Genomic DNA, 24,918 nt, shown 5'->3' with positions numbered 1-24,918 from the left:
CCAGCGTAGAGCCGTACCCGGGGAGGCACCGCAACGTTAAGGAATCCACAAAAAAAGCATCGGGGTGGCACATGAAAGTCAAACGCATCATGGCCAACATGGCGACATCGGATCTCGGCAAGGCGGCGGCCTTCTATGGAGACATCCTGGGTCTCGACCTGCTCATGGATCACGGCTGGTTTCGAACCTACGGTTCGGATGAAACGATGCGGGTCCAGGTGAGCTTCGGCAGCGAAGGCGGCTCGGGGACACCCGTGCCCGATCTCTCCATCGAAGTCGACGATATCGAAGCAGCGCTGGCACGCTGCGAGAAGGCAGGTGTCCCCATCGAATACGGCCCGGCCAGCGAGCCCTGGGGCGTGCGGCGCTTCTACGTCCGTGACCCGTTCGGGAAGCTCGTCAATATCCTCGAGCACGAATGACCGGACGGCCAAAGACAAGCCACAAGAAGACAAGCAACAAGGAAGGGAGGCACTGGGCCTCCCTTCTTCCCTTTATCGAGACGGGCGTTGGCGACAATCACACAGGGCGAATCGATCAGCGCGGACGGAAGTTGAACTCCTGACGCGAGATCTCGCCGTTATGGTCGCGGTCCAGAATGATGAAGGCCTCCGGCAGCGCGGCCTCCCGGGCCTCCTCACGAGAAATGCGGCCATCGCCATCCTGATCCAGCTGCTCGAAGCCGTTCTGGCCGGAAGCGGACGAGGAAGCGCTGGGCGGAACCAGCTCTTCGGCGCCCATTTCGGCAAGGGCGGCACCCGAGGTCAGGGCCAAGGCGAGGAACAGTGCGGATTTTGCTTTCATGGTATCTCTCTCGTTTCCAATACAGGGAGTGAAGTGCGGCATTCTCGTCACGACGGGTTCCTGAATGCCGACCGATGGTTGTATTCTATAGGCCACCAATTCCTGCACTAGACCCACATTTTCCAACTCATCGTTTCCTCAGGGAAACGAACATTAAGCCGCCGGCTCCCACGGGGTAGCGATGCAATGCATGACCTCAACGACCTCTACTACTTCCACGCCGTGGTCACGTATCAGGGTTTCTCGGCGGCTTCGCGTCATATCGGCGTGCCCAAGGGAACGCTCAGCAAGCGCATCGCGCGGCTGGAGGAGCGGCTCAAGGTGCGCCTGCTGGAGCGCTCGACCCGCAAGATTCGCACCACCGATGTAGGGCGATCCTTCTACGAGCACTGCCAGACCATGCTGGCCGGCGCCGAAGCGGCGGAAACGGTAGTGGCCCAGGCCCACGCGGAGCCCAACGGCATCGTGCGACTGAGCTGTCCGCAGGGCCTGCTCCAGAACCTCATCGAGGAGGTCCTGCCGGCCTTCATGAAGACCTACCCCAAGGTTCGCGTGCACATGCAGGTGTTCGACCGGCGCGCCGACCTGATCGAGGATCGGCTCGACGTGGCCATCCGCGTGCGCAGCAGGCCGGACATGACCGATGCCTCGCTGATCATGCGGCCGTTGGGCCAGAACCATCTGGTGATGGCGGTCAGCCCCGCCGTGCATGCCGCCTGCAAGCGGGGGCTGACCATCGACGAACTCGCGGAGGTGCCGACGCTCTCGATGGGCAGCGAAACGGACGAGGTTCGCTGGGAGCTGACGGGACCGAACGACGAGACACGCGTAATCGCCCTTCGCCCCCGGCTGATGTGCAGCAACTTCGATATGCTGCTCGCGGCAGCGTGCCAAGGGCTAGGCGTGGCGCTGCTGCCCATCCATATCTGCCGGGTGAGCTTCGCCAAGGGGGAACTGGTACACGTGCTGCCGGAATGGCGCTCCCCCTACGGCACGATCCAGGCGGTTTTCTCCCATCGCAAGGGGCTCGTGCCCTCGGTGAGGGCGCTGATCGACTTCCTTGCCCAGGCCATCCCCTGCAAGCTTTCGGTGGAGACCGGGTAGCGCCCTCTAGCCGCGTACGATACCTGAAGACTGGAGACTCGCCGCTCAGCGCTCGGTTTGCAGCAGGCCGGCCGTGAGCTGCCGGAACGCTTCGACGGCTTTCGGTAGCACGGCACGAGGTTCGTCGGCTGCGGCAATCCACAGTGCGGCGTTGAGCGCCGCGCCGTTGATCAGCCGGGCTGCGGCTTCCGCATCCACCGGCTTGACCGTGCCCTCCTCGATGAGCGCCTGAATGGTCTGGGTCGTGCGCAACAGGCACGCATTCTGGTTGGGCCATTGCGAAGGGTCGCCGAGCACGGCCGGCCCATCCAGCAGCATGATGCGCTGGACTTCCGGCTCCAGCGCCATTTCGATATAGCTCACGCCCTCCGCCAGCAGCCCCTCCCACGGACTTGGCGCCTGCTCCTGGGCCGCGATCAGCCGTGCCACCATCTCCGCATCGATCTGATCGACCACGGCCTGCAGCAGCCCCTTCTTGCCCCCGAAATTGTGATACAGCGCCCCTCGCGTCAGCCCCGCATCGGCGGTGATGTCGTCCATAGAAGCCGCCGCATAGCCCTTGGTCGCGAAGGCCTCCCGAGCGGCTCGAATGAGCTTGGCCCGGGTCTCCTCCATCATCTGCGCACGTTTCGTCGCCACACCCTCTCCTGACATCGCTTGCAAAAGTTTTTCACATACGCGCCGTATGCGTATTGACATACGCCGCGTATGTGCCAGCATAATCACATACGGCCCGTATATCAATTTTACCCACCGGAGCAGCACGATGGCTAAACGCGATGCAGTCTTTCCTGCCGGACGGCAGGCACTCTACGAGATCAACCGCTATTCGGCGGCCATCCGCTCGGGCGACTTCCTGTTCGTCTCGGGCCAGGTCGGCAGCCGTGAGGATGGCTCCCCCGAGCCGGATTTCGAAAACCAGGTGCAGCTTGCCTTCGACAACCTCTCGGCCGTTCTCGAAGCCGCCGGTTGCACCTTCGACGACATCGTCGACGTGACCACCTTCCACACCGATCCCGCCGCCCAGTGGGAAGCGATCGACAGGGTTCGCACCAAGGAAATCGGCCAACCGCCCTACCCCAACTGGACCGCCGTCGGCGTCAACTGGCTGGCGGGCTTCGACTTTGAAATCAAGGTGATCGCACGGATTCCCGCGCCAGCGGCGTAACGCCACGCCTCCCACCAGGAACGCACCGCTGCCGGAACGGGGGCGGTGCGCTTTCATCGATTGCAGGCCTCGGCACGCTAACCAATACTGCAGCGAGCGGCATCACTCACGGCAGGCAGTGCCTGACCGATCAGGGTAAACCCCGCTCGCCGAATGGGACTGTGAGCGATCGGAAAACCCTATGGAGGCTCCCATGGACGAAGACCTCGAACGGATGACACGAGAGGAACTGATCGAAGAAGCCAAACGGCTCCGCCAGGGAATCCGCGAACACCGGGACTGCAGCGGGCACGACCTCTGCTGGCATCACCCGGCCCTGTGGGCATTACTGCCCGACAAGACCGACCCGGTCCCCGTGGTACCGGAATGGCCGGAATTCATGAAAGGCTGCATCAAGTACCGCCAATCGCTGGATGCGCAGCTACCTGATGCACCGCGCACAGATGACTCGTATGACGAGTGATCTTCATCCAACGTTGTAAGCGATTTACTACAAAGCGTAAGCCATATCCTCAATTGCGCTGACTAGAGTCATCTTTAGGCGTACTGGCGTGGCACACCCGAAACAATGTGTTTACGTTTAGTAAAAAAGCACGCGGGGAGGGAGTGGGATGAAGCGCATCGTCATCTGCGCGGACGGCACTTGGCAGTGCCCCGAGAGTGACGAACCCACGCATGTGCTGCGCCTGGCCCGCGGCATCGCCCCCTGTTGTCAAGCCGGCACCAAGCAGGTCGTCTATTACGACTGGGGCGTTGGCACCGAGGGAGACAGCATTCGTGGCGGTGCCACCGGCGCCGGTATCGACAAGAACATCACCGATTGCTATCGCTTCATCGTTCACAACTACGAGCCCGGCGATCAGCTCTTCCTGTTCGGTTTCAGCCGTGGCGCCTATACCGTGCGCTCCCTCGCCGGGCTCATTCGTAACTGCGGCATCCTGCTGCGCCTTTACGCTGACCGCATCCCGGAAGCCTACGTACTCTACCGTCAACGCTCCCGAAGCTCGGCCCCGAATGGCGACAGAGCCGCCAACTTTCGCCGAGCCTACGCCGTGGCGGATAGAACCGAGATCGAATTCATCGGCGTGTGGGATACCGTCGGCGCACTCGGCATTCCCGCCCCGTTCCTCGGCACCCTGGGCACTGAGCGCTACCTGTTCCACGACACCGAACCCAGCAGCATCATCCGCCACGCCCGCCATGCCGTTTCCATCGACGAGAACCGCCAGGATTTCGAACCCACGCTGTGGTCGGCCAAGCCCGGCATCGATCTCAAGCAGGTGTGGTTCGCCGGCGTGCATACCGATATCGGCGGCGGCTATCCACAGCGCGAACTCGGCGACTACGCCGGACAATGGATGGCCACCGAGACCGAACGCTTCGGCCTCACTTTCGAACCGCACTTCCTCACCTCGATGAACCCGCGCCACAGCGGCAGGCAGCACGACGAGTACAAGGGCTTCTACAAGATCATGCGCCGCTCGCAGCACCGCACCCCCGAACCCTGCCTGCACCAGAGCGTACGCCTGCGCTGGGAAGATCCGCACGTGACCTACCAAAGCCCGGCACTGAGCCAACTGCTCGACTCGGTGGGTGGGGATTGGGACCGGGTGGAGTTGGTGGGATGAGGGGTGGTTAGCGGCTTTTGGCCCGAAGTGGGCATGCAAGATAATGCCATAAGAGTGTTCATACAATGTGTACTGACTAATCTCTGCCAAGCGTCAATACATATTCGGGAGGTATCGTGTCACTGCTAGCCCAGATTATTGCGTACATAGTGAGCCCGCTCGCAACTCTCCTTGCTGTATGGATCGCTTACTTAGCTGTCCTCAGAGGTTCACAACCTCAGCTCTTGATTTATTACCAGCCAAACCCCGACATACCTTCCCTCATTGATCTTGTTGTAGAGAACATTGGTGGCGGCAGCGCTATAGAGGTGACATTCTCAGAGCCTTTACCAATCAATTGGTTTGGTATCGAGAAGCCGCAAAAGGATGGTTTTTTCATTCCAGAGCATGGCTTTCCTGCCGTATCGGCTGGGCAGCGCTACGTATTCAATGGTGGTCAGTATTCCGGCCTAGAAAGCAAGCTTGGGGTAGGACTGGAGGTCAAAGCTTCGTATAAATTTCGCAACCCATTCGGCATACTGCGTAAAGCCAGCGATTCATTTATTCTTTCAATTAGTCACCTTAAAGGCATGCCGACGCGAACAAGTGCTCACCAAGCGATAGTCGATGCTCTCAAGGGACCGAACAAAACAACTATACAGGAAATTAGAAACGAGCTTCGTGCTATAAACAACAACCTTAAGCTAGCCACCATGCAGCGCGAAAAGAAGGAGGATGACATCCCCACTTAAAAAGCTGCCAAAACTTTAACATCAGATTCCATCTGACCAATTTTACGCTGAGATTCCTATGCCGCCCGGTTACACTGAAGCTACATTATAAGAGGAGGTACGCATGAGCAAAGGTAGAGATAGAACGGTGTCTCGACGTCCTGATGGAAGTTGGGAGAATAAGAGAAATGACGCAGACCGAGCTGGTAGCGTACATCGTACACAGAAGGAAGCTGAAAAATCGGCTCGAGAAATGTTAAAGAAATCTGGCGGCGGTGAGCTTACCACTAAGGGACGCGATGGAAAGATTCGCAGCAAGGATACCATTCCCCCTGGCAAGGACCCCAACCCTCCAAGAGACAAAGAACACTGAGAAAGGTGATAAAAATGAACCACTACTATGTTAATGACCGTGCGCAACTAACAGGTGAGCATGAGGTACATAAGGAAGGTTGCACTTACTTCCCTATTAATAGAACATACCTGGGATATTTCTCCACGTGCGCTGAGGCTATTGCAAAAGCTCGCATGATGTATCGAGAAGTAGATGGATGCTTTACCTGTTCCCGCGCATGTCACAATCGGTAAAGCATTTCAATTCATCACCGGAGCAAAAATTGTTGCGCTGCGCCATTTTTTGCTCCGGTGATGGGTAACATAATGCCAGCTTCGACTGAGCTGCTGCTCATGACCGAGCGAATAGGGAAAGCTATATTCTGACATCTCCATGCCGTAGCCCACCCCACAGGGCCACCGATCAAACGGGACCGCCCTCTACAACACCTCCTCCAACAACAACGCCAACCGCTTGTGATGCAGCGCATCGGCGGTCGCGTCATAGCTCGGGGCGTCCTTGGCGGTGAAGCCGTGGGCGGCGCCCTTGTAGAGTTCGGTGGTGAAGTGCACGCCGGCCTTGGCCAGGGCTTCGTCCAGGCGGGCGATCTGGTCGGGGGGTAGCAGCTCGTCATTGTCGGCGTGGCCGAGATAGACGCGCCCCCCGATGGTGCAGACCACGTGCACGAGGCTGTTCGGGTCGTCGGCCTTGGCCAAGTTGGCCGAGTGGAAGCCGGCCGCGGCGGCGACGCGCTCGGGGTGCTCGGCCGCCATGCGCAGCGCGAAGGCGCCGGTCATGCAGTAGCCCACTACGCCTAGCTTGCCGTCGGCGAACTCGGCCTCGCTGTCGATGCATGTCAGCAGCGCGGTGAAGTCGCGGGATAGCGCCTCGGGTGTGAGGCGGCCGGCATACCCGAACAATATCGGTCGCACGTCCGGGTCGCGGAAGGATTTGCCTTCCGGCACGACGGGGCCGCGTACATCGCGATAGTAGATGTTGGGCATCAACACGGCATAGCCGTTGTCCGCGAGTTGCTGGGCCTTCTCGTGATAGCAGGGGCGCAGGCCGCCGATATCGGTGAACAGCACCACGGCCGGAAGAGGACGGTCGGCGTTCCCGGGCGTGAAGACTTGAGCGTCGATGGTGCCGTCGGCGGCAGGGATTTCGATAGCGCGAGACATAGCGGGCTCCGGGTTGGTCGATGGCAATGGGATTTTGTCAGGGACGAATGTGCCAAAGATCCGCCTTTGGCCGGCTCGAGTACCTTAGCCTATTTTGATTGAGGTGTTTGAGACAGCTGGCATCGACGGCTGCCGTGCCGCCAAAACGAGCATGAGGAGAGTGTCATGAAGGCTGAAGAGTTGCGCTCCGTCCAGACGCCTCTGAAGGAGCGTTATCGCGAGGTACCGGATGCCGCACTGATCACTCTGCGCGCGCAAGGGCGTCTCGGTGAAGGTGTGAGCTGCAAGATCGAGACGGGCAAGGCGCTCGTCGAGGCCGGGCTGCATCCCGCCACGGGCGGGAGCGGTCAGAGCGCGTGTTCGGGCGACATGCTGCTCGAAGCGTTGGTGGCCTGCGCCGGGGTGACGCTGAACGCCGTCGCCACCTCGCTCGGCATCGAGTTGCGAGATGCTTCGCTCCAGGCGGAAGGCGATCTCGATTTTCGTGGAACGCTTGGCGTGGCAAAGGAAGTGCCCGTGGGCTTCCAGAGCATTCGGCTGCAGGTCACCCTCGACACCGATGCCTCGGAAGAGCAGCTCGACACTCTCCTGCGTTTGACGGAGCGGTACTGCGTTGTCTACCAAACGCTGGCACATCCCCCGGCGCTGTCGGTTGCTCGCAAACGCGCAACGGACTGAGCGTTATACCTCACACTCAACAAGCCGTCGCCGCCGTTCATCGCAAGCCTGTCGATTCCTACGTAGCTCGTTCGAATACTGGCTGAACTTGCAAACCACGAGGATGAGCAGATGCGTAAAGTGATCGTTGGCGGCATGGTTTCCCTGGACGGCGTCATGCAGGCGCCCGGCGGGCCGCAGGAAGACCCGACCGGAGGTTTCCGCCATGGCGGCTGGGTCGCGCCGTTGGTGGACGAGGTATTCGGTGAGGAGATCGACAAGCTGTTCGGTCAGCCGTTCGACCTGCTGCTCGGGCGCAAGACGTATGAAATCTTCGCTGCGCACTGGCCCTACGCCGAGGAAGGGCCGGACGACTCCATCGCCAAGACCTTCAACTCGATCAAGAAGTACGTGGCGACCCGAAAGGGCCTGGAGTTGACCTGGAAAGACTCGGTAGCGCTGCGCGACGCGGCGGCCGATGTTGCCAGGCTGAAGCAGGAAGATGGGCCGGCGCTGGTTACCCAGGGCAGCACCGAGCTGGTCCACACGCTGCTTGCGCACGATCTCGTCGATGAACTCAAGCTGTTCATCTGCCCCGTGGTGCTGGGGCAAGGCAAGAAGCTGTTTGACGACGGCGCCCAGGCGGCGGCATTCAAGCTCGTCGCCAATCGGGTGTCGCCCAATGGCATCGTGATCGCGAGTTATGAACGCGACGGCGCGGTGAAGACCGGCGACTTTGCCATGGACCCACCCACGGCGGCGGAAGTGGCACGGCGCGAGAAGATGCAGCGGGAGGGCTAGGTAGGTTAACTACGTTAAGTTATGGCCACCACCCGCCCTGCCGGATCGCCGTACGGCCGGCAACCTCGGGATTGTAGAGATAGAGCCAGGCGGGGCCGAAGGTGGTGGCGTGAATGGCACGGTGGTAGAGCCCGGCGTGCGGCTGGCGCGGGCGGAAGTCCTCGAGCCTGTCCAGTTCGGTAAGCAGGTTGGCATCGATGCGGTATATCTCCACCTCGACCCCGCGCGAGGGTTCGGGCTTGGCCCCGGGGAAGGGGCCGAGATCGTAGAGGGTGGCGCTGGTCAGCCGGTCGCTGCCCACGAAGTCGGCCCCTTCCAGCCAGTGGTGGTTGCGCAGCCCACGCTTCAGGGTGCCGTAGACGGCCACCAGCGGCGTGCGGGAAATGGAGTACGCAGGTGCAAACATCCAGCTTGACTCCTTGCTGCAACGATCTCTGCTTGCAGTCTAACCCAGCGTTTTTTCACGACGAAGAAGCCACAACGACCCGGCTGGCCATCTGCCGGCCGACATGCCGTCATCGACGATAAACGGTCATTTTTCCAACGGCAAAATGGAGTACGCTTAGCTGAGAGCCGGGCCAGAGGGAGCGAGCCGATGAAGCTTTGTGCCGTGCAGTACGCCTGCGTGACGGGCGATATCGAGGCCAACCTGGAGCGTCATGTCGAATTCGTCGAGCGGGCAGCAGCGCACGATGCCGAGCTGATCTTTTTTCCCGAACTCTCGCTGACCGGCTACGAGCCCTCGCTGGCCAGGGCGTTGGCCACCCACGTTGAGGATCCGCGGCTGGATGCATTTCAGCGACTGAGCGACAGCCATGGGATCATCATCGCCGCCGGGCTGCCGCTGGTCACCTCGACCAAGCCGCAGATCGGTATGGTAGTGTTCCAGCCCCACCTGGGCCGCCAGGCCTATGCCAAGCAGCGGCTGCACGACGACGAGCTGCCCTACTTCTCGGCCGGCGAGCGGCCGATGCTGATCGAAACCCGCGAACACCGCCTGGCCCTGGCGATCTGCTATGAATCGCTGCAGCCCGATCATGTCGCCACGGCGGCAAGCCTTGGCGCGGACGTGTACCTCGCCAGCGTGGCAAAGCTCTCGCCGCGCATGGACGAGGCCTATGCCTACTACGCCACCTTCGCCCGCGAGCACGCCATGACGATCCTGATGGCCAACTGCATCGGCCCCTGCGACGGAGAGACCGGCGGCGGCCGCTCGGCGGCCTGGATCGACAGGGGCAAGCAGGTCGCTACGCTCGATGGCCAGCAAGAAGCCATGCTGCTGCTGGATACCGCGACACTCGCCAGCCGCATGCTCATGCTGGCCGCGCCGGCGGCCTAGCATCCTCCTCGATTCCTTGCGCCGGCCCACCGGGGCCGGGCGCTCCACTGCGACAAGACAAGGAGCTCACGAATGGTGACGCTGCTGCTTTTGGCTCTCGGCCTGGTACTGCTGATCGCGGGCGCGGAGGGCCTCGTTCGGGGCGCCTCTCGCCTGGCCCTGCAAGTGGGCATTTCCCCCTTGATCATCGGGCTTACCGTGGTGGCCTTCGGCACCAGCGCCCCGGAACTCGTCGTCAGTATCAAGGCGGCCCTGGATGACCAGGCGGGCATCGCCATCGGCAACGTGGTGGGCAGCAACATCTTCAACGTGCTGTTCATCCTGGGCATCTCGGCGCTGATCGTGCCGCTGGCGGTGGCCCAACAGCTGATCCGCCTGGATATTCCGCTGATGATCGGTATCTCGCTGCTCATGCTGCTGCTGGCGCTGGATGGCAGCATCGGCCGGTTGGACGGCGGGCTGCTGTTCCTGGGGCTGGTCGTCTATACCGGCTTCCTGCTGTGGCAGGGGCGGCGTCAGTCGGAGCCCGCCGAGACGGAGGTTAGCGAGTCGGCGCGCAGCCACTGGGGGATCGATGTGCTGTTCGTCGCGGGTGGGCTCGCCATGCTGGTGGCCGGCTCGCGCCTATTCGTCGATGCGGCAGTGGTGCTGGCCACCTGGCTCGGCGTCAGCGAACAGGTGATCGGCCTGACCGTGGTTGCCGCCGGCACGTCGCTGCCCGAAGTGGTCACGTCGATCGTCGCGGCCTTGCGCGGTCAGCGCGACATCGCCGTGGGCAACGTGGTCGGCAGTAATATCTTCAACCTGCTCGGCGTGCTCGGCCTGGCCGGGCTGATCGCCCCCGCCGGCATTGCCGTGACCGACGCCATGCTCAGCCTCGACATTCCGGTGATGCTCGCCGTGGCCGTCGCCTGCCTGCCGATCTGCTTCACCGCCAGCGCCATCAACCGCTGGGAGGGCGCCGTGCTGCTGGGCTACTACGTGGCCTACACCGCCTACCTGATCCTGGCCGCCACCCAGCACGACGCCCTGGCCGGCTTCAGCACGCTGATGCTCTACTTCGTGCTGCCGATCACCGGCCTGACGCTCACCGTGCTGGCAGTGCCCGAACTGCGGCGTACAACGAAGAGGGCATGAGAAGACCGCCGGCTTTGACTCGCCAGACGCTCGAGAAGTATCAGGTCCTGGTCTACCTGGCATTCATCGCCATGGGCCTGGCGCTGGGTGCCGCCTGGCCAAACCGGGTCGACGCGTTTGAGTCGCTGCTGTGGCCGCTATTGGGGGCGTTGCTCTACGTCACCTTCACCCAGGTGCCGCTGACGCAGCTGCGCGGCGCATGGCGCGATACACGCTTCATGGCAGCCGCGGTGGTGGGCAATTTTCTGCTGCTACCCTTGGTAGCCTGGGGGCTGGCAAACCTGTTCGCCCACGAGCCGGCTATCCGCTTGGGCATGCTGCTGGTATTGCTGGTGCCCTGCACGGATTGGTTCATCACCTTTTCCCACCTGGGCGGCGGCAGGACGCAGCACGCCATCGCCTTCGCTCCGGTCAGCCTCTTGCTGCAAATCGCGCTGCTGCCCGTCTATCTCTGGCTGTTCCTGGACGAGAACCTGCGTCTCGCCATGGTACAGCGTGAACTGCTGCTGGCCTTTGCCGGGCTGATCGTGCTGCCATTGCTGCTGGCCTTCGTGACCGAAGCCTGGGCTCAGGGGCAGCCCAGGCGTGAAGCCGGCATCGAGCGCCTGGGGTGGCTGCCGGTGCCGCTGCTGGGCCTGGTGGTGTTCAGCATCGCCGCTACCCAGGTCGGTGCCGTTGCCGATTCGTTACCCCTTCTCGGCGGGCTGCTGCTGGCCTTTGTCGGTTTCCTGGTTGCTGCGGCACTGCTGGCTCGTGTGCTGACCAGCGTGTTCAGGCTGCCCACAGCGCAAGGGCGCGTGCTGGCCTTCAGCCTGGGCACGCGCAACTCCTTCGTCGTGCTGCCCTTGGCCCTTGCGCTCCCCGCCTCCTACGAGCCAGCCGTGGTGGCCATCGTGTTCCAGTCGCTGGTGGAGCTCATCGGCATGGCGCTGTTCCTGTGGTGGGTGCCGCGAGGACTCTTCCCCTCGGCTCGCTGATCCGCGCCGGCAGGGGGCATGGGCCTCCATGGCCGCGCGCACGAGCCGTTCCGGACAACTATACTCGTTACGCGGCGTGCCGCTTCGTTACGCAATGGAACCACCCCATAACGATACCAAAGGTTCTCGCCATGTCTCCCTTTCGCTCCGTCGGCTGGTTCCTCCTTGCCTTGCCCATGGCCGCGCTGGCGGTCATCAACCCCGCGCCACAGGCGGACGAGGCCGAACGCAAGGCCGAGGTGCTGGAGCAGGTGGTAGCGCCCGATGTAGAGGTCACCCAGCCGGTGGAACCGCTCAGCGAGCAGGAGGTGGAGGTCGTCGACCCCGAGGGCACCGACCCGCTGGAGGAGCCGATCACCTGCCTGGCACGTACCATCTACTGGGAAGCGAAGGGAGTGCCGGGCCTCGACATGGAATCGGTGGCCAACGTGGTGATTAACCGCCTGGCCAGCGAAGAGTTTCCCAATACCGTCTGTGAAGTGGTGAAGCAGGGCTCCGAGCAGAGCCCGTGTCAGTTCTCCTGGTGGTGCGACGGCCGGCCCGATGAGGTGGTGGAAGGCGACGCCTACGAGGTGGCCAAGGATGTCGCGCGCCAGGCTCTCAATCAGGAACTTCCCGACCATACCGACGGGGCGCTCTACTTCCACGACCGTACCGTTCATCCGCCGTGGGCGAACGAATACCTGCTGACCTCAGAGACCGAGGCCTTCATCTTCTACCGACCCAATGGCACCCCGGAGTGACGGTTTTCTCGCCCGAATGCCCAAAGCGTTGCGATTCATGGCCGATTTCGGTTTGACGCAGCGCGCCGTGAGAAACCACCATGGAAGTTACAAGAACCAGAACTCACTCGTAAAACGACAATAAGGTAGCCCGTCAGGGCCAGTATGCTTTGGAGGTACGCACCCATGTTCGTTTCACTGATCCCGCGCTCCGCCGCCGTTTCCGATACCCTGCATGAAGCCGATATCGAGGCACTGCTCGATGGCTTGATGAGCGACGAAGGCCTGAACCGGCAAGAGCGGGACGAACTGCTCGACCTGCTGATTCTGGAACGGGCGGAGATCAAGCGTCAGCTCAACCGTCTCCGTACCGAGCACGCCTGATCGTACAAGCGCCCTGACGCCGCGGCCCGGGTTACCGGCTCGCTTCTCGCTCAATAGCTGCGAAATGCCGCCGTCACATGCCCCACCAGCGTCTCGCAGGCCTGGCTGGCGCCAGGACGCTTGACCAGCGTGAGCTGGTATTCCCCCAGCGGCGGCAGCAGGTCGGGGTCGATACGCCGCAGCGGCGGGCGGACCAGGCTCTGCGGGAAGGGGGAGACCGCCAGGTCGGCAATCATGGCGGCTTCCTGGCCGGCGCAGTGCTCGCAGGAATAGGCGATGCGAAAGGTGATGCCGGCCCGATTCAGCGCCTCCAGCGCCATGCCGCGCCAAGCGCAGCCCTGGTGTGCCATCGCCACCGGTAGCGGCGAGCGCCGGGCGGCCACGCCGCCTTCCCTCCCCACCCATACCAGCGGCTCGCTGTGGACGATCTCGCCGCGCGCTTCCTGGCCGGGATTGCCCGCCGTGACCAGTACCAGGTCGAGTTCGCCGGCATCCAGCCTGGCGAGCATCTCCCGGCTGCTGCCGACCACCACGTCGACCTGAACCGCCGGATGCGAGCGGGCGAACTGCGCCAGTACACCGGGCAGGATACGCGTGCCCACGTCGTCGGTGGTACCGAAGCCCAGCCGGCCCGATACGCTGGGCGCCAGGAACTGCGTGACCGCCTCTTCGTTGAGCTTGAGCAGGCGCCGCCCGTAGCCGAGCAGCACCTCGCCCTCCGGGGTCAACCGCACCTGGCGGGCTTCGCGTATGAACAGCGCCTGGCCGAGCGTCTCCTCCAGCCGCTTGATCTGCATGCTGAGCGCCGAAGGGGTGCGGAATACCTGCCGGGCGGCCCGGGTGAAACTGCCGCATTCGGCGATCGCCACGAAGGTACGCAGCACGTCGGTATCGAGCAGCGGTGTCGAAGCCTGCCAGTTGTCGGCAGGGGGAGCGGCGGGTTGCGTCATGTCTATATCCTTCAATTTTCCTTAAAGGACAATGTAGACCTTTTCGCTGGATTGATCTATCAAGCCGAGCCAAGCTCTCCTTCAAGAGGTCGCGACCCTCCTTTCAACGTGAATCTTCACGGCAACCGCCCGACGGCGGCTGCCCGTCAGGAGGTGCGACATGAGCCAGTACGAGCCGCTACGCCAGCCGCGCACGGAGTTCGACAAACGCCCCACCCCACCGCCCCAGCCGGACTTCTTCATGCCGGCCATGCCCCCGCTGGGGCTGATCCACGCACTCGAAACCAGGTGGCAGGAGTACCGGCGCCGGCGGCGGTTTCGCCAGCGCTTCCTGCATCTGCTGGCCTACGACGACCATATGCTCGAGGACATGGGCCACAGCCGAGACGACATCCTGTGGGCCTCGCGCCTGCCATTGAAGGAGGATGCCGAGCAGGCGCTGGAGCAGCGGCGGGCGAAGCGCAAGGCGAAACAGCGGCGCTGACCGCTCAGGTACCGAGCTGCTCGCCTTCGGAGGAGGTCTCGGCGAGCGCCTCGGCGCGCCGCAGCAGGAGACGCTCCTGCTGCGGTGCCAATGCCAGGCCGAAGCGCTCGCGCAGCACACCGGGCAGTTCGCCGGCAGCGATCCGCCGAAGCTCCGGTGGCTCACCCGGGCGGAAAGTCTTCAGCTCGAGGTCGGTCAGCGCAAGCCTTACCTCCGCGCCGTTGTGCTGAGCCACGATTCGCCGCACGAAGGGCGATGCGGGATGATGAGATGCCAGATAGTTGTATTCGGCGGAGTCGGCGCGATAGGTGAGTTCGTCACTGAACTGGTAGATGTTGAACCACTCACCGAGGCGCTTATGACGCAGCAGCCAGTATCCCAGCGGCGAGCGCTCCAGGCGATACTCCCAGGGGCCATGGCTCGCCTCGCTGTTCACTTCGAGCAGGATCGGCTCACGCGGGCCGACGTTGCCGACGCCGACATCGACCATCCAGTCGCGGCCTTCCGCTGTTACCACCAGCATCGTATGACCGAGCGGGGTGACGACACTGGCATCCTCTCCCATCAGCATTCTCGCGTTGCGCCCCGCGACCTCGAAGCCGAGCCGATCCAGTACCGTGGCGAACAGCGTGTTGTGCTCATGGCAGTAACCGCCGCGCCGGCGCCGGACCAGCTTGTCCTGCAGGCTTTCCAGGTCGATACGGATCTCGCCGCCGGTGACGACATCAAGGTTCTCGAACGGCACCGCGGCGAGGTGCGCCTGCTGCAGGGCCTTGAGAGTCTCCACACTGGGCGTGAGGGGCCCCCGATAGTCGATGCGGGCCAGGTAGGCCTCGAGATCGAGCGCCGGGGTCTCCCACCGGGCCGATTCGTGGAGCGATTGGGTGGTCGATACAGCCTGCATGTCGTTCTCCTTTTTCTTCGAAGGGCAACCTTTTGTCATGCAGGCTAACGCCTCAACCTTGCTTGAGGTAAAGCCAAGAAAGCCCAATCGCTCCCATAGCCACAGGCCATCTGAGCAGGAGGTTGACTGTTCATGGCTACGGCGCCTATTTGATGACAAGCTGCCGAGTGCCTCAATACAAGAACGGAAGGAGTCGTGCCATGAGCTCACCGCTTCCCCCCATCGTCTCCGAAGAGAAGTGGCGCAGCGCTCTGGAGGAACAGATCGCTCGTGAAAAAGCCCATACGCGTGAGCGCGACCGGCTCAACGCCGCGCGGCGCCGCTTGCCGATGACCGAGGTGCGTACCGATTACGTCTTCGACGGGCCGCAGGGGGAAGCCACCCTGCTCGACCTGTTCGAGGGGCGCCGCCAGCTGATCGTCTATCATTTCATGTTCGGGCCCGACTGGGAGGCCGGCTGCGACGGCTGTTCCTGGGTGGTGGACGCCATGACCCACCCCGCCCATCTGAACGCCCGCGATACCACCCTGGTGCTGGTCTCCCGGGCGCCACGGGAGAAGCTCATACGCTACCAGGCGCGCATGGGCTGGCAGCACCCGACGTGGTATTCGTCGCTGAACAGCCGTTTCAACCAGGACATGGGCGTGACGAGCTGCCACTGCGACGCCCCCGGCACCGACCGCGGCGAGCGGCATGGTATCAGCGTTTTTCTGCGCGACGGCGAGCGGGTGTATCGTACCTACTTCAGCGGCAAGCGCGGCGTGGAGTACCTGGGCAGCCTATGGACCTACCTGGACCTGACGCCCTACGGACGCCAGGAAGCCTGGGAGGACTCGCCCCCCGGCTGGCCGCAAACGCCGCCCTACGTGTGGAACCGGCGCCACGACGAGTACGAGACGTGACCACGCGTACGGCGAGCCAGGAAACAACGACAACAGAGGGAAACCATGACCATGAAGACCATCGGCCTGCTCGGCGGCATGAGCTGGGAATCCACCGTCAGCTATTACCGGGCGCTCAACGAAGGGGTGAAAACCGCCCTGGGCGGACTGCACTCGGCCAAGCTGTGTCTCTACAGCGTCGACTTCGCCGAGATCGAAAGGCTGCAGCACGCCGGCGACTGGGATGCCACTGCCGAGATCCTGTGCCGGGCCGCCCGCCGCGTGGAAGCCGGCGGTGCGGATTTCCTGCTGATCGGCACCAACACCATGCACAAGGTCGCACCGCAGGTGGCTGAAGCGGTCTCGATCCAGCTGCTGCATATCGCCGATGCCACGGCGCAGCGCCTGGCCACCGACGGCATTCGTCGCGTCGGCCTGCTCGGCACCCGCTTCACCATGGAGCAGGACTTCTACAAGGGGCGGATCGCCGAAGGCTTCGGCATCGAGGTGCTGGTGCCCGATGAGGCTCAGCGCGACCTGGTGCACGAGGTGATCTACACCGAACTGTGCCTGGGGCAGGTGAAGGAGACATCGCGCCAGCGCTACCTGGAGATCATCGCCTCGCTACGCGAGCGGGGTGCCGAGGCGGTGATCCTCGGCTGTACCGAAATCGCCCTGCTGGTGCAGCAGCGCCATACCGCGGTGCCGCTCTACGACACCACGGCCATACACGCCGAAGAGGCAGTGAAGTGGGCGTTGGAGGATCAAGCGTAGGTATTGATGTGAGTACCCACCATCCCTTCATTGGCCAGCTGTGGCTGCAGTGAAGCCGAGGCCATGACGGCGGCAACCTGGTCCTTCTGCATGTCCAGGGCGTCCTTGTAGACCTCCAACTGCACCTGCTGCGCGGCCTGGGCCTGCTGCATGATCATCGACTGGCCGACGATGGCGTTGACGGCTGAATCCATGTGGCTTGCTCCATTTTTTTGGTTCTTCTGTCAAGCCACGCTAACAGCTAACGGAGGCGATGGCAAAAACGCGGCCCGCCGAAGCGGGCCGCACTCATTCTGCAGTGTTCCTGTTGAAGCGGTTTTCAGGTTCCGGCACTCGCCAGTGGCCGTGTCCTTACGCCCATCAGGATCATCAGCGCGGCCAGCAGCAGCACGGCACCGCTGGCGGCGAACACGTTGAGGGCTCCGCCCAGGTCGAAGATAAGTCCCCCCGCTGCCGCCCCGGTGGCGATCGCCAGGTTGATGGCCGCGACCAGCAGGCCGCTGGCGCTTTCGGCCTCGTCGGGCACCGTGCGGGTGAGCCAGGTCGACCACGCCACCGGAATGGCGCCGAAGGCCAGCCCCCACACTGCCACCAGCGCAGCGTCCGTAGCCGGCGTGCTTTCCAGCACCACCAGTGCCACCCCGAGCGTGCCCATCAGCAGCGGCATCGCGATCATGGTCAGGCGCAGGCTGCGCTCGACCATCCAGCCACCCAGGTAGTTACCCACGAAATTGGCCACGCCGAAGCCGAGCAGGATGGTCGCCACGCCGGTCACGCCGACGCCGGTCACGGTCTCGAGGAATGGTCGAATGTAGGTGAAGAAGGCGAAGTGACCGGTGAAGACCAGCGCCGCGGCCAGCATGCCCAGGCCGACCCGCGGCCGCATCAGCACGTCGAACAGGGTGCGCAGGCGGGTCAGGCCGGTCGGCGCCATGCGCGGCAGGGTGAGAAACTGCACCGTCAGCGCCAGCACGCCGAGCAGCGCGGCCAGCAGGAACACGTCGCGCCAGCCGAGCAGGTCGCCGAAGTAGCTGCCCAGCGGTGCCGCGGCGATGGTTGCCGCGGAGACCCCGCTGAACATGATCGACAGCCCCCGCGGCACCATCTCCTCGGGCACCAGGCGCATCACGGTGGCGATCGACATGGTCCAGAACCCGCCCAGCGCCAGTCCCAGCAGCACGCGCCCGAGGAGCAACACCGACAGGCTGGGGGCAAACGCCACCACCAGGTTCGAGGCCACCAGCAGCAGCGAGAAGCCCAGCAGCACATGGCGCCGGTCGATGCGCCGGGTGGCGGTGGAGATCAGCAGGCTGGTCAAGAGTGCCACCGCCGCGGTGGCGGTCACCGCCTGCCCCGCCATGCCCTCGGTCACGCCCAGGTCGGCCGCCATGGGTGTGAGCAGGCTGGCGGGCAGGAACTCCGCGGTGACCAGCCCGAACACGCCGAGGGCCATCGAGATGACCGCCCCCCAAGCGGGCCGTGCCCGCTGTACCAACTCGTTCATGTTCGTTCTCCTATCCTAGAGAAGCGTTCGTCAGGAACGAGAAGACTAGAGCGATCAGACCGGACGATCTATGCTAGAAACTCTCGAATGCTTGATCATTCATCCGGAACTGATGAATGCCTACAGTAACAGGAGCCCAGGATGCCAAAACCGGAACTGCCCAGCGACCTGGTGAGCGAGCTGCTGCTCGGCATGCGCCTGCGCGGCATCGCCTATCGCCGTATCCAACTTTCGCCCCCGCTGGGGGTGGAGTTCGGCCAGGTGGAGGGCTGGGCCCAGTTCCACTTCGTGGCCCGCGGCCCCGTCTACCTGCGCAGCCCCAGCGGCAGCGTGCATCCCCTCTCGACGGGCGATGCGCTATTGCTGCCACGCGGCGGCCTGCATGCCCTGCTCTCCTCCCCCGACCAGCCGGCCCGGGACGTCACCGCCTTCGAGAGCGCCAGGCTGTGCGAGGCGGTCAGCGCGATCCGCGCCTGCCCTAGGGACTGCACCCTCGACGGCGCCCTGACCTTCAGCGGCTGCATGGAATTCGACCTGGGCAGCATGCATGCACTGGTCTCGCTGATGCCCGAGGTGATGTACGTGGGCACCCTGCTCGAGCGCCAGCCCGAGATCCTGCCCATGCTCGAGGCGATGGAGCGTGAGGCGAAGAGCGAGCGCGCGGGTTATGCCGCCATCCTGGCGCGGCTCGCCGACGTGATGGCCGCCTTCATCGTGCGCGGCTGGGTGGAGTGCGGCTGCGGCGATGCCACCGGCTGGATCGAGGCGCTGCGCGACCCGCGCCTGGGCCGCGTCATCGCCGCGCTGCATCGCGAGCCGGGGCGCCACTGGACGGTGGCGGAACTCGCCGCCGAGATGGGCAGCTCGCGCTCGGTGTTCGCCGAGCGCTTCCTGGCGGTAACGGGCATGACACCGCACCGCTACGTGACCGAGCTGCGCATGCGCCTGGCGGCCCAGTGGATCGGCCGCGAGCGTCAACCCATCGAAACCGTGGCCTACCGCCTGGGCTACGGCAGCGCGGCCGCCTTCAGCCGCGCCTTCAAACGTGTCCACGGCCATCCGCCCGGAGCCCTGCGCCAGCAGCGCGAGGCCGACGCCAACGTGATCTCGCTTGCCCCGGGGGCTACCGCAGCCAAGGGCGAGTATGCACGCTCGGTCGTCGAACCAGGCTGATGGCGCCTGAGTCCTTCAGCCGAGAATATCGACGCCCCGGTGCCCTTCCTCGACGCCTTCCACCAGGATGACGTCGCCCACGGCGTTGGCGGTGCGCAGCGGCAGGATGCGCCGGTAGGCCTCGGAGCGATACCAGGCCCGGGCCTGTTCCAGGCCGGGGAAGCCGAGCATGATCGTGTCACCCTGCCAGTTGCCCTCCAGCACCTCGGTGGGGCCGCCATGAATCAGGTAGCGACCGCCATAGGGCGCGAGGGTGGCATCGATCTTCTCCAGGTACTCGACGATCTCGGGACCCATGGTGACATCCTGCAGGCGGGCGATGGCGTAGGCGGTCATGGCAATGCTCCTGTGGTGGGTTTCGCCATCAGCTTCACCCACCGCGCAGAGCCTGGCGATTACCTGCGAGGTAATAGCCAGGCATATCGCTTGGCGCTAATCTGGTGCCATGACCATGGACTCCCCTACCCCCGGGCAGCTGTTGAAGGCGTGGCGCCAGCGGCGGCGGCTGAGCCAGCTCGCGCTCGCCACCGAGGCCGACATCTCCCAGCGCCACCTGAGCTTCGTCGAATCCGGACGCGCCGTGCCGAGCCGGGAGATGCTGCTGCGCCTGGCGGAGCAACTGGGCGTTCCCCTGCGCGAGCGCAACCGGCTGCTGCTCGCCGCCGGTTTCGCCCCGGCCTTCGGCGAACGCGGCATCGACGCTCCCGAATTCGAGACGGTCCGCAGCGTGATCGAACGGCTGCTGGCGAGCCATGCCCCCTACCCGGCGCTGGCCGTCGACCGCCACTGGCACCTGCTGATGGCCAACCGCCCGCTCGAGCGGCTGCTCGACGGCATCGACGCCGAACTGCTGAATCCCCCGGTCAATGTGCTGCGGCTCACCCTGCATCCCCGTGGACTGGCATCGCGCATCGGCAATTTCCGCGAATGGCGCGCCCACATTCTCGAGCGACTGGCGCGCCAGGCCGAGACGACCGCCGACCCGGCGCTGGCCTCGCTCGGCGAGGAGCTGAAGGGCTACCCGGTGCCGGCCGGCGCTCGCCCCCACCTGACCAGCGCGCCGTCGCGCCACGGCGGCATCGTCGTGCCGCTGGAGCTGGTCATGCCGGATGGCCGCGTGCTGTCGCTGTTGAGCACCACCACGGTGTTCGGCACTCCGCTCGACATCACCCTGGAGGAACTCGCCATCGAGTCGTTCTTCCCCGCGGATGCCGCCACCCAGGACGCGCTGCAGCAGCTGGCGGCGGCCTCCTCCGGCTAGAAGGACAGGCAGATCTTGCCGAAGTGGCGCCCCGCCTCCTCGTGACGGAAGGCGTCGGCGATCTCTTCCAGAGAAAAACGGCTGTCGATGATCGGGCGTACACCGCTGGCCTCGATGCCACGCACCATCTCCTGCTGGTGGATGCGGCTGCCGACGATCAGCCCCTGCAGGCGCGCCTGCTTGGCCATCAGCTTGGCGGTGGGTACCTCGCCCCCACGCCCGGTCAACACGCCGATCAGCGAGATATGACCGCCGATGCGCACGGCGTCGATGGACTGCGGCAGCGTCCCCGGCCCGCCGACCTCGATCACATGGTCGACGCCCTGGCCGTCGGTCAGCGCCTTCACCTTCTTGCCCCACTCCGGCTCGGCCTTGTAGTTGAGGGTGTGATCGGCGCCGAGCTGCTTGAGCCGTTCGATCTTCTCGTCGGAAGACGAGGTGGAGATCACCCGCGCTCCCATCGCCTTGGCGAACTGCAGGGCGAAGATGGAAACGCCGCCGGTGCCCAGCGTGAGGATGGTATCGCCGGCCTTGAGGTGGCCGTCCACCACCAGCGCGCGCCAGGCGGTGAGGCCTGCGGTGGTCAGCGTGGCGGCCTCCTCGTGGCTGTAGCCCTTCGGCGCGTGGGTGAACCAGGTGGCCGGGCGAATGACCTGCTCGCGCGCGTAGCCATCGACACCGTCGCCGGGCGTGGTCTTGAAATCGCCGACCCGCGCCGGGCCGTCGAGCCAGTAGGGAAAGAAGGTCGAGACCACCGCATCGCCCACGGCGAACGCCTCGACGCCCTCGCCCACCGCCTCGACCACGCCTGCGCCGTCGGACATGGGAATGCGGCCATCCTCGGTCGGCATCTTGCCGGACACCACGCCGTAGTCATGGAAGTTGAGCGAACTGGCATGCACGCGCACACGGATCTCGCCCGGTCCCGGCTCACCGGGTGCCTCCCGCTCGACGACTTGCAGCTGGTCCAGCCCGCCGGGGCTCTTCAGGGTTACCACTTTCATCTCGGCACTCCTCTATCTTTTCACTGCCTTTGGCATTTACTGAGAGTGCCAAGAGACTAGTCCATCATGCCGGAGGAAGCGCAAGCAATGGCGCGCCGCAGATAGGCCGCCAGCGCTTCCACCTGGGGCATACGCTGTGGCCAGTCGTCGACGCCCCCATCAAGATAACCGCGTCGCGCCAGCGCCATTTCAGTCTGAAGCTCCGCGGGCAGGCGCTCCAGGGCCCAGGCGGCGGCCACGTCCTTGGGCGCGATCTCTCCCGTCTCGAGGGTCATCCACATTCGTGCCAGGGTCAGCAGCACGTTGCGCTCGTCGCCCGGCAAGCCATCGATCAGGCCGGGCAGCGAATCGACGATCGCCCGTCGCAGGTCCGCCTCGGGAATCGGCGCGATCAGCTCCGCGAGTTCCGGCCCGCACAGCGCCAGGCTCGCCTGCCTGGCGGTGGTCAGTACCAGCGCCAGGTCGGGATCGGTAGTTGCCGGGGGAATGCGGCCCTGCGCGAACTCGTCCCGCAGCCATTCGCCGTAGACCAGCTCGCTTCTCGGCGGGTAGCGCCACGGCACCAGCGACTCTCGACACAGCAGCGTCACTTCCAATGGCCTGGGCGAGCCGTCGTTCGCAGGGCTACCCGAGACCCGCATCAGCGCCTCGACCAAGCGCCGGCGCACCGGCTCGTCGGGTGGCTGGCTGATGATCGCCAGCATGTCCACGTCGCTATTGGGGCGCAGGCCGCCGGTGAGCGCCGAGCCGAACAGATAGACGCCGACCACGTTCTCGCCCAGCTCGCGAACGATGATGTCGAAGGCGGCCACGGCCTCCTTGGGTAGCGGCCGTTCGGCCGCCCGGGAAGAGAGCTTCATTCGTTATCTCCATTGCGTCTTGCCAGGCCACGAGCCTCTGCCAGAGCAGGCGCCCGGCGGTCGACGTCATGCGTTGTCGCCCAGGGCCGCCTGCGCGTAGCGCCGGGCCGGCAGCAGCAGCGCGGCCATCGCCACGCCGACGGCACAGGCGGCCAGCAGCAGGTAGAGCCGGATGAAGCCGCTGGCCGGGTCGTACCCCCAGGCCACGACCGGCACGACCAGGGCGCCGACGCCCAGCGACAGCACGTACTTCACGGCATAGACCCGTGCCCGCCAGTCGCTTGCGGTATGGCGCGCCACGATGGCGTCCTGCACGGGAATGACGCCGAACACCGTTATCATCAGCCCCAGCGACAGCGCCACGACCCACCACTGCCCAGCTTGCCCCATCAGCAGGAACAGGGGCACCTGCAACAGCGCCAGCAGCAGCATCAGTTGCCGCGGCGAGACCCTGTCCACGGCCCTGCCGGTGACGAGTTGCGCCACGGAGGCGCAGGCAAAGACCATCGATGCCAGGCCGGCAGCGCTGACCAGGCCATTCCCGCCACCGTTGAAGGCGTCCTCCATGACCTTGGGCAGCACCACGGTGGTGGCCGCAAACACGAGCCCACCCATCAGCGCCGTGATGAGCAGGTAGGCGAGGATTCGGCCCGGCAGCGCCACCGCGGCCGGCACCGCTGCCGGGGGTTCGGCGGCGGCAGCGGACGCCCCACGCTTACCGCGTTCGGTCGGTACCAGCATCAGGTAGGCGATACCGCTCGCCAGGCACAGCGCGCCGGGAATCAGGAAGGCCGCCTGCCAGCCGAGCAGGCCCGTGAGCGCTCCGGTCACCAGCGGCGCCGCCGCGACGCCCATGTTGCCCCACACGCCGTTCACTCCCAGCGCCTGGCCAACCCCTTCGCCGCTCTCCGCGACCAGAGCGATGCCGACGGGATGATAGATCGCCGCGAAGCTGCCCATGAGGAACAGCCCTGCCGCCATCTGGAAGGGGCCGCTGGCGAAAGCGGTGAGCAGGGAAGCCGCGCCGAGCCCCAGGAACATCACGGCCATCATGCCGTGCCGGCTCCAGCGGTCGCCCAGCCAGCCCGCCGGCAGGGTGAAGGCGGCAAAGGCGACGAAGCCCGCCGTGGCCGGCAACAGCAGTGCACCGTAATCGCCCTGGCCGCGACTCTCGAGCGCCACCGCCACGGTGGGATGGATCAGCATGAAATAGTGGGCATAGGCGTGCCCCACATTGAGGAACAGTAACCGAACGCGATTGCCGCTCATGACCAGACTCCAGGATTGCCGGACTTTCAGGCTAAACTGGAGGCGAGGCGACTTCTCTCGCCATTCTGACAAGATATATCGCGTAATGGACAACATGCTTCACACTCTGGCCCACTCCCTGCCCCTCTCACGCGAAGCCCTGCAGCGGCGCATCGAGAGCGCCCCGGGTCCGGTACAGCCCTATGCCTGCGACTATCCCGCCGGCTGGGACACCGGCCGCCATCATCATCTGCGCACTCAACTCGTCTTCGCCACTCGCGGCGTGATGACGGTATCCACCCCGACGGGATGGTGGGTAGTGCCGCCCCAGCTCGCGGTATGGATACCGGCTCGCCTGGAGCATGCCCTGCTGATGCATCGGGCCGTGAAGCTGCGTACGCTCTATCTCGACGAGCGCCTACCGGGGTTACCCACCCAGCCGCGCGTGGTCAACGTCTCGCCGCTGCTGCGCGAGCTGATACTGCGCTTGATGGAGCTGCCGGCCGAGGCGACCGCCCACGGTGCCGGAGCACGCTTGGTCGCGGTGCTGCTGGATGAGCTGCACGAGGGGCCCACGTTGCCGCTGCACCTCCCCGAGCCCGACGATCCCGCTCTGCGGCGGATCTGCGCCGCCCTGCGCGACGACCCGGCCAACCGGGACGACCTGGCCACCTGGGGCCGCACGGTCGGTGCCTCGTCACGCACCCTGGCACGGCGCTTCCAGGCGCAGACCGGCATGGGCTTCGCCGCCTGGCGACAGCAGGCCCGCCTGCTCGCCGCCCTGCCCATGCTAGCGGAAGGGCGCCCGGTCACGGCCGTGTCTCAGGAGGTCGGTTACGAATCGCCCAGCGCCTTCATCGCCGCCTTCCGCCGCAGCCTCGGCGTCAGCCCCGGGCGCTACTTTTCCCGCCCGGCCGGTGGCGGTTGAG

At 64.6% G+C, this 24,918-nt stretch carries 32 protein-coding genes; 20 read left to right on the top strand and 12 right to left on the bottom strand.

Going from position 1 to position 24,918, the window contains the following annotated elements; genetic code table 11:
• The first annotated feature begins 71 nt into the window (after positions 1 to 71).
• Positions 72 to 422 (top strand): VOC family protein, encoded by a 351-nt coding sequence (locus HNO51_RS03675; RefSeq protein WP_209538509.1) that lies wholly within the window; start codon positions 72 to 74, stop codon positions 420 to 422.
• Positions 423 to 537: 115 nt separating this feature from the next.
• Here HNO51_RS03675 and HNO51_RS03670 read toward each other — a convergent pair whose 3' ends face one another.
• Positions 538 to 804, bottom strand: a complete 267-nt coding sequence (locus tag HNO51_RS03670; RefSeq protein WP_197449677.1) for an EF-hand domain-containing protein — start codon at positions 802 to 804, stop codon at positions 538 to 540.
• A gap of 186 nt (positions 805 to 990) precedes the next feature.
• On the opposite strand from HNO51_RS03670, the gene HNO51_RS03665 reads away from it, so the two are divergent.
• On the top strand, positions 991 to 1,908 hold the full coding sequence (locus tag HNO51_RS03665; protein WP_197449676.1) for a LysR family transcriptional regulator: 918 nt from the start codon (positions 991 to 993) through the stop codon (positions 1,906 to 1,908).
• A 45-nt stretch (positions 1,909 to 1,953) separates the two neighbouring features.
• Here the strand turns inward: HNO51_RS03665 and HNO51_RS03660 are convergent, their stop codons facing one another.
• Complete coding sequence (locus HNO51_RS03660) at positions 1,954 to 2,547, bottom strand: TetR/AcrR family transcriptional regulator (RefSeq protein ID WP_242597197.1); 594 nt, start codon at positions 2,545 to 2,547, stop codon at positions 1,954 to 1,956.
• A 127-nt stretch (positions 2,548 to 2,674) separates the two neighbouring features.
• Here HNO51_RS03660 and HNO51_RS03655 point away from each other — a divergent pair, with 127 nt between their 5' ends.
• From HNO51_RS03655 to HNO51_RS03635, 5 genes are all read left to right on the top strand, one after another.
• On the top strand, positions 2,675 to 3,076 hold the full coding sequence (locus HNO51_RS03655) for a RidA family protein (RefSeq protein WP_111413095.1): 402 nt from the start codon (positions 2,675 to 2,677) through the stop codon (positions 3,074 to 3,076).
• A gap of 193 nt (positions 3,077 to 3,269) precedes the next feature.
• A complete protein-coding gene (locus tag HNO51_RS03650) occupies positions 3,270 to 3,539 on the top strand; it encodes a hypothetical protein (protein ID WP_197449675.1) in 270 nt (89 codons plus the stop codon).
• Positions 3,540 to 3,687: 148 nt separating this feature from the next.
• A complete protein-coding gene (locus tag HNO51_RS03645; protein WP_209538508.1) occupies positions 3,688 to 4,704 on the top strand; it encodes a DUF2235 domain-containing protein in 1,017 nt (338 codons plus the stop codon).
• 116 nt (positions 4,705 to 4,820) lie between these two features.
• Positions 4,821 to 5,435 (top strand): hypothetical protein, encoded by a 615-nt coding sequence (locus HNO51_RS03640; RefSeq protein ID WP_209538507.1) that lies wholly within the window; start codon positions 4,821 to 4,823, stop codon positions 5,433 to 5,435.
• Positions 5,436 to 5,538: 103 nt separating this feature from the next.
• Positions 5,539 to 5,787 carry a DUF2188 domain-containing protein gene (locus tag HNO51_RS03635; protein ID WP_209538506.1) on the top strand — a complete coding sequence of 83 codons (249 nt, stop codon included), beginning with the start codon at positions 5,539 to 5,541 and terminating at the stop codon, positions 5,785 to 5,787.
• Positions 5,788 to 6,188: 401 nt separating this feature from the next.
• On the opposite strand, the gene HNO51_RS03630 is transcribed toward HNO51_RS03635, so the two are convergent.
• A complete protein-coding gene (locus tag HNO51_RS03630; RefSeq protein ID WP_209538505.1) occupies positions 6,189 to 6,929 on the bottom strand; it encodes a dienelactone hydrolase family protein in 741 nt (246 codons plus the stop codon).
• 165 nt (positions 6,930 to 7,094) lie between these two features.
• Between HNO51_RS03630 and HNO51_RS03625 the strand changes: the two genes are divergently transcribed.
• Together HNO51_RS03625 and HNO51_RS03620 are read left to right on the top strand one after the other, a co-directional pair.
• Entirely contained in the window at positions 7,095 to 7,607 is a 513-nt protein-coding gene (locus HNO51_RS03625; RefSeq protein ID WP_197449671.1) for an OsmC family protein, read from the top strand.
• Between the two features lie 111 nt (positions 7,608 to 7,718).
• Positions 7,719 to 8,387 carry a dihydrofolate reductase family protein gene (locus HNO51_RS03620; RefSeq protein WP_209538504.1) on the top strand — a complete coding sequence of 223 codons (669 nt, stop codon included), beginning with the start codon at positions 7,719 to 7,721 and terminating at the stop codon, positions 8,385 to 8,387.
• A 19-nt stretch (positions 8,388 to 8,406) separates the two neighbouring features.
• Here the strand turns inward: HNO51_RS03620 and HNO51_RS03615 are convergent, their stop codons facing one another.
• Positions 8,407 to 8,793, bottom strand: a complete 387-nt coding sequence (locus tag HNO51_RS03615) for a gamma-glutamylcyclotransferase family protein (RefSeq protein ID WP_197449669.1) — start codon at positions 8,791 to 8,793, stop codon at positions 8,407 to 8,409.
• A gap of 189 nt (positions 8,794 to 8,982) precedes the next feature.
• Here HNO51_RS03615 and HNO51_RS03610 point away from each other — a divergent pair, with 189 nt between their 5' ends.
• The 5 genes from HNO51_RS03610 to HNO51_RS03590 all read left to right on the top strand — a co-directional run bounded on the left by HNO51_RS03610 (position 8,983) and on the right by HNO51_RS03590 (position 12,946).
• The gene (locus HNO51_RS03610) at positions 8,983 to 9,726 is read left to right on the top strand and encodes a carbon-nitrogen hydrolase family protein (protein ID WP_209538503.1); all 744 of its coding nucleotides are present in this window, start codon (positions 8,983 to 8,985) and stop codon (positions 9,724 to 9,726) included.
• 72 nt (positions 9,727 to 9,798) lie between these two features.
• Positions 9,799 to 10,863 (top strand): calcium/sodium antiporter, encoded by a 1,065-nt coding sequence (locus tag HNO51_RS03605; protein WP_197449667.1) that lies wholly within the window; start codon positions 9,799 to 9,801, stop codon positions 10,861 to 10,863.
• Positions 10,860 to 11,840, top strand: coding sequence for an arsenic resistance protein (locus tag HNO51_RS03600; protein WP_242597196.1), 981 nt, complete (start codon positions 10,860 to 10,862; stop codon positions 11,838 to 11,840). Before HNO51_RS03605 ends, HNO51_RS03600 begins: the two co-directional genes overlap by 4 nt.
• Positions 11,841 to 11,971: 131 nt before the next feature.
• Positions 11,972 to 12,583, top strand: a complete 612-nt coding sequence (locus HNO51_RS03595) for a cell wall hydrolase (RefSeq protein ID WP_197449666.1) — start codon at positions 11,972 to 11,974, stop codon at positions 12,581 to 12,583.
• Between the two features lie 165 nt (positions 12,584 to 12,748).
• Positions 12,749 to 12,946 (top strand): hypothetical protein, encoded by a 198-nt coding sequence (locus HNO51_RS03590; protein ID WP_197449665.1) that lies wholly within the window; start codon positions 12,749 to 12,751, stop codon positions 12,944 to 12,946.
• A gap of 50 nt (positions 12,947 to 12,996) precedes the next feature.
• On the opposite strand, the gene HNO51_RS03585 is transcribed toward HNO51_RS03590, so the two are convergent.
• Positions 12,997 to 13,896 carry a LysR substrate-binding domain-containing protein gene (locus HNO51_RS03585; protein ID WP_209538502.1) on the bottom strand — a complete coding sequence of 300 codons (900 nt, stop codon included), beginning with the start codon at positions 13,894 to 13,896 and terminating at the stop codon, positions 12,997 to 12,999.
• A gap of 160 nt (positions 13,897 to 14,056) precedes the next feature.
• Between HNO51_RS03585 and HNO51_RS03580 the strand changes: the two genes are divergently transcribed.
• On the top strand, positions 14,057 to 14,380 hold the full coding sequence (locus HNO51_RS03580) for a hypothetical protein (protein ID WP_197449663.1): 324 nt from the start codon (positions 14,057 to 14,059) through the stop codon (positions 14,378 to 14,380).
• A gap of 4 nt (positions 14,381 to 14,384) precedes the next feature.
• Here the strand turns inward: HNO51_RS03580 and HNO51_RS03575 are convergent, their stop codons facing one another.
• Positions 14,385 to 15,284 (bottom strand): arylamine N-acetyltransferase family protein, encoded by a 900-nt coding sequence (locus tag HNO51_RS03575; RefSeq protein ID WP_209538501.1) that lies wholly within the window; start codon positions 15,282 to 15,284, stop codon positions 14,385 to 14,387.
• A 200-nt stretch (positions 15,285 to 15,484) separates the two neighbouring features.
• Here HNO51_RS03575 and HNO51_RS03570 point away from each other — a divergent pair, with 200 nt between their 5' ends.
• The gene (locus tag HNO51_RS03570; RefSeq protein WP_209538500.1) at positions 15,485 to 16,186 is read left to right on the top strand and encodes a DUF899 domain-containing protein; all 702 of its coding nucleotides are present in this window, start codon (positions 15,485 to 15,487) and stop codon (positions 16,184 to 16,186) included.
• A gap of 51 nt (positions 16,187 to 16,237) precedes the next feature.
• A complete protein-coding gene (locus HNO51_RS03565; protein WP_209539160.1) occupies positions 16,238 to 16,939 on the top strand; it encodes an aspartate/glutamate racemase family protein in 702 nt (233 codons plus the stop codon).
• On the opposite strand, the gene HNO51_RS03560 is transcribed toward HNO51_RS03565, so the two are convergent.
• Both HNO51_RS03560 and HNO51_RS03555 read right to left on the bottom strand, forming a co-directional pair.
• Positions 16,930 to 17,133: a putative motility protein gene (locus HNO51_RS03560; RefSeq protein ID WP_197449660.1), complete on the bottom strand. Its 204-nt coding sequence runs from the start codon at positions 17,131 to 17,133 to the stop codon at positions 16,930 to 16,932. The genes HNO51_RS03565 and HNO51_RS03560 overlap by 10 nt on opposite strands.
• A 125-nt stretch (positions 17,134 to 17,258) precedes the next feature.
• Positions 17,259 to 18,443 carry an MFS transporter gene (locus tag HNO51_RS03555; RefSeq protein ID WP_209538499.1) on the bottom strand — a complete coding sequence of 395 codons (1,185 nt, stop codon included), beginning with the start codon at positions 18,441 to 18,443 and terminating at the stop codon, positions 17,259 to 17,261.
• Between the two features lie 141 nt (positions 18,444 to 18,584).
• Here HNO51_RS03555 and HNO51_RS03550 point away from each other — a divergent pair, with 141 nt between their 5' ends.
• Positions 18,585 to 19,616 carry an AraC family transcriptional regulator gene (locus tag HNO51_RS03550; protein WP_242597195.1) on the top strand — a complete coding sequence of 344 codons (1,032 nt, stop codon included), beginning with the start codon at positions 18,585 to 18,587 and terminating at the stop codon, positions 19,614 to 19,616.
• Between the two features lie 15 nt (positions 19,617 to 19,631).
• Here the strand turns inward: HNO51_RS03550 and HNO51_RS03545 are convergent, their stop codons facing one another.
• Positions 19,632 to 19,952, bottom strand: a complete 321-nt coding sequence (locus HNO51_RS03545) for a DUF1330 domain-containing protein (RefSeq protein ID WP_209538498.1) — start codon at positions 19,950 to 19,952, stop codon at positions 19,632 to 19,634.
• Positions 19,953 to 20,067: 115 nt separating this feature from the next.
• Between HNO51_RS03545 and HNO51_RS03540 the strand changes: the two genes are divergently transcribed.
• A complete protein-coding gene (locus HNO51_RS03540) occupies positions 20,068 to 20,877 on the top strand; it encodes a helix-turn-helix domain-containing protein (RefSeq protein ID WP_242597194.1) in 810 nt (269 codons plus the stop codon).
• Here the strand turns inward: HNO51_RS03540 and HNO51_RS03535 are convergent.
• The 3 genes from HNO51_RS03535 to HNO51_RS03525 form a co-directional block, all read right to left on the bottom strand.
• A complete protein-coding gene (locus HNO51_RS03535) occupies positions 20,874 to 21,881 on the bottom strand; it encodes a zinc-dependent alcohol dehydrogenase family protein (RefSeq protein WP_209538497.1) in 1,008 nt (335 codons plus the stop codon). The two genes, HNO51_RS03540 and HNO51_RS03535, sit on opposite strands and share 4 nt — an antisense overlap.
• Positions 21,882 to 21,937: 56 nt before the next feature.
• Positions 21,938 to 22,741: an aminoglycoside adenylyltransferase family protein gene (locus HNO51_RS03530; protein ID WP_209538496.1), complete on the bottom strand. Its 804-nt coding sequence runs from the start codon at positions 22,739 to 22,741 to the stop codon at positions 21,938 to 21,940.
• 66 nt (positions 22,742 to 22,807) lie between these two features.
• The gene (locus HNO51_RS03525; RefSeq protein ID WP_209538495.1) at positions 22,808 to 24,010 is read right to left on the bottom strand and encodes an MFS transporter; all 1,203 of its coding nucleotides are present in this window, start codon (positions 24,008 to 24,010) and stop codon (positions 22,808 to 22,810) included.
• A gap of 94 nt (positions 24,011 to 24,104) precedes the next feature.
• On the opposite strand from HNO51_RS03525, the gene HNO51_RS03520 reads away from it, so the two are divergent.
• Complete coding sequence (locus HNO51_RS03520; RefSeq protein WP_209538494.1) at positions 24,105 to 24,917, top strand: AraC family transcriptional regulator; 813 nt, start codon at positions 24,105 to 24,107, stop codon at positions 24,915 to 24,917.
• The last annotated feature ends 1 nt before the right edge of the window (position 24,918 follow it).

It is taken from the genome of Billgrantia sulfidoxydans, assembly GCF_017868775.1.
Classification (GTDB): domain Bacteria; phylum Pseudomonadota; class Gammaproteobacteria; order Pseudomonadales; family Halomonadaceae; genus Halomonas; species Halomonas sulfidoxydans.
Note: the sequence above shows the minus strand (reverse complement) of the source record. Positions and strands in the feature narration are given on the sequence as shown.

Bases quoted from the DNA above. Each gene is read 5' to 3' on its own strand.
- HNO51_RS03675 (WP_209538509.1), top strand. From the start codon at position 72: ATGAAAGTCAAACGCATCATGGCCAACATGGCGACATCGGATCTCGGC.
- HNO51_RS03670 (WP_197449677.1), bottom strand. From the start codon at position 804: ATGAAAGCAAAATCCGCACTGTTCCTCGCCTTGGCCCTGACCTCGGGT.
- HNO51_RS03665 (WP_197449676.1), top strand. From the start codon at position 991: ATGCATGACCTCAACGACCTCTACTACTTCCACGCCGTGGTCACGTAT.
- HNO51_RS03655 (WP_111413095.1), top strand. From the start codon at position 2,675: ATGGCTAAACGCGATGCAGTCTTTCCTGCCGGACGGCAGGCACTCTAC.
- HNO51_RS03650 (WP_197449675.1), top strand. From the start codon at position 3,270: ATGGACGAAGACCTCGAACGGATGACACGAGAGGAACTGATCGAAGAA.
- HNO51_RS03645 (WP_209538508.1), top strand. From the start codon at position 3,688: ATGAAGCGCATCGTCATCTGCGCGGACGGCACTTGGCAGTGCCCCGAG.
- HNO51_RS03635 (WP_209538506.1), top strand. From the start codon at position 5,539: ATGAGCAAAGGTAGAGATAGAACGGTGTCTCGACGTCCTGATGGAAGT.
- HNO51_RS03630 (WP_209538505.1), bottom strand. From the start codon at position 6,929: ATGTCTCGCGCTATCGAAATCCCTGCCGCCGACGGCACCATCGACGCT.
- HNO51_RS03625 (WP_197449671.1), top strand. From the start codon at position 7,095: ATGAAGGCTGAAGAGTTGCGCTCCGTCCAGACGCCTCTGAAGGAGCGT.
- HNO51_RS03620 (WP_209538504.1), top strand. From the start codon at position 7,719: ATGCGTAAAGTGATCGTTGGCGGCATGGTTTCCCTGGACGGCGTCATG.
- HNO51_RS03615 (WP_197449669.1), bottom strand. From the start codon at position 8,793: ATGTTTGCACCTGCGTACTCCATTTCCCGCACGCCGCTGGTGGCCGTC.
- HNO51_RS03610 (WP_209538503.1), top strand. From the start codon at position 8,983: ATGAAGCTTTGTGCCGTGCAGTACGCCTGCGTGACGGGCGATATCGAG.
- HNO51_RS03605 (WP_197449667.1), top strand. From the start codon at position 9,799: ATGGTGACGCTGCTGCTTTTGGCTCTCGGCCTGGTACTGCTGATCGCG.
- HNO51_RS03600 (WP_242597196.1), top strand. From the start codon at position 10,860: ATGAGAAGACCGCCGGCTTTGACTCGCCAGACGCTCGAGAAGTATCAG.
- HNO51_RS03595 (WP_197449666.1), top strand. From the start codon at position 11,972: ATGTCTCCCTTTCGCTCCGTCGGCTGGTTCCTCCTTGCCTTGCCCATG.
- HNO51_RS03590 (WP_197449665.1), top strand. From the start codon at position 12,749: ATGTTCGTTTCACTGATCCCGCGCTCCGCCGCCGTTTCCGATACCCTG.
- HNO51_RS03585 (WP_209538502.1), bottom strand. From the start codon at position 13,896: ATGACGCAACCCGCCGCTCCCCCTGCCGACAACTGGCAGGCTTCGACA.
- HNO51_RS03580 (WP_197449663.1), top strand. From the start codon at position 14,057: ATGAGCCAGTACGAGCCGCTACGCCAGCCGCGCACGGAGTTCGACAAA.
- HNO51_RS03575 (WP_209538501.1), bottom strand. From the start codon at position 15,284: ATGCAGGCTGTATCGACCACCCAATCGCTCCACGAATCGGCCCGGTGG.
- HNO51_RS03570 (WP_209538500.1), top strand. From the start codon at position 15,485: ATGAGCTCACCGCTTCCCCCCATCGTCTCCGAAGAGAAGTGGCGCAGC.
- HNO51_RS03565 (WP_209539160.1), top strand. From the start codon at position 16,238: ATGAAGACCATCGGCCTGCTCGGCGGCATGAGCTGGGAATCCACCGTC.
- HNO51_RS03560 (WP_197449660.1), bottom strand. From the start codon at position 17,133: ATGGATTCAGCCGTCAACGCCATCGTCGGCCAGTCGATGATCATGCAG.
- HNO51_RS03555 (WP_209538499.1), bottom strand. From the start codon at position 18,443: ATGAACGAGTTGGTACAGCGGGCACGGCCCGCTTGGGGGGCGGTCATC.
- HNO51_RS03550 (WP_242597195.1), top strand. From the start codon at position 18,585: ATGCCAAAACCGGAACTGCCCAGCGACCTGGTGAGCGAGCTGCTGCTC.
- HNO51_RS03545 (WP_209538498.1), bottom strand. From the start codon at position 19,952: ATGACCGCCTACGCCATCGCCCGCCTGCAGGATGTCACCATGGGTCCC.
- HNO51_RS03540 (WP_242597194.1), top strand. From the start codon at position 20,068: ATGGACTCCCCTACCCCCGGGCAGCTGTTGAAGGCGTGGCGCCAGCGG.
- HNO51_RS03535 (WP_209538497.1), bottom strand. From the start codon at position 21,881: ATGAAAGTGGTAACCCTGAAGAGCCCCGGCGGGCTGGACCAGCTGCAA.
- HNO51_RS03530 (WP_209538496.1), bottom strand. From the start codon at position 22,741: ATGAAGCTCTCTTCCCGGGCGGCCGAACGGCCGCTACCCAAGGAGGCC.
- HNO51_RS03525 (WP_209538495.1), bottom strand. From the start codon at position 24,010: ATGAGCGGCAATCGCGTTCGGTTACTGTTCCTCAATGTGGGGCACGCC.
- HNO51_RS03520 (WP_209538494.1), top strand. From the start codon at position 24,105: ATGCTTCACACTCTGGCCCACTCCCTGCCCCTCTCACGCGAAGCCCTG.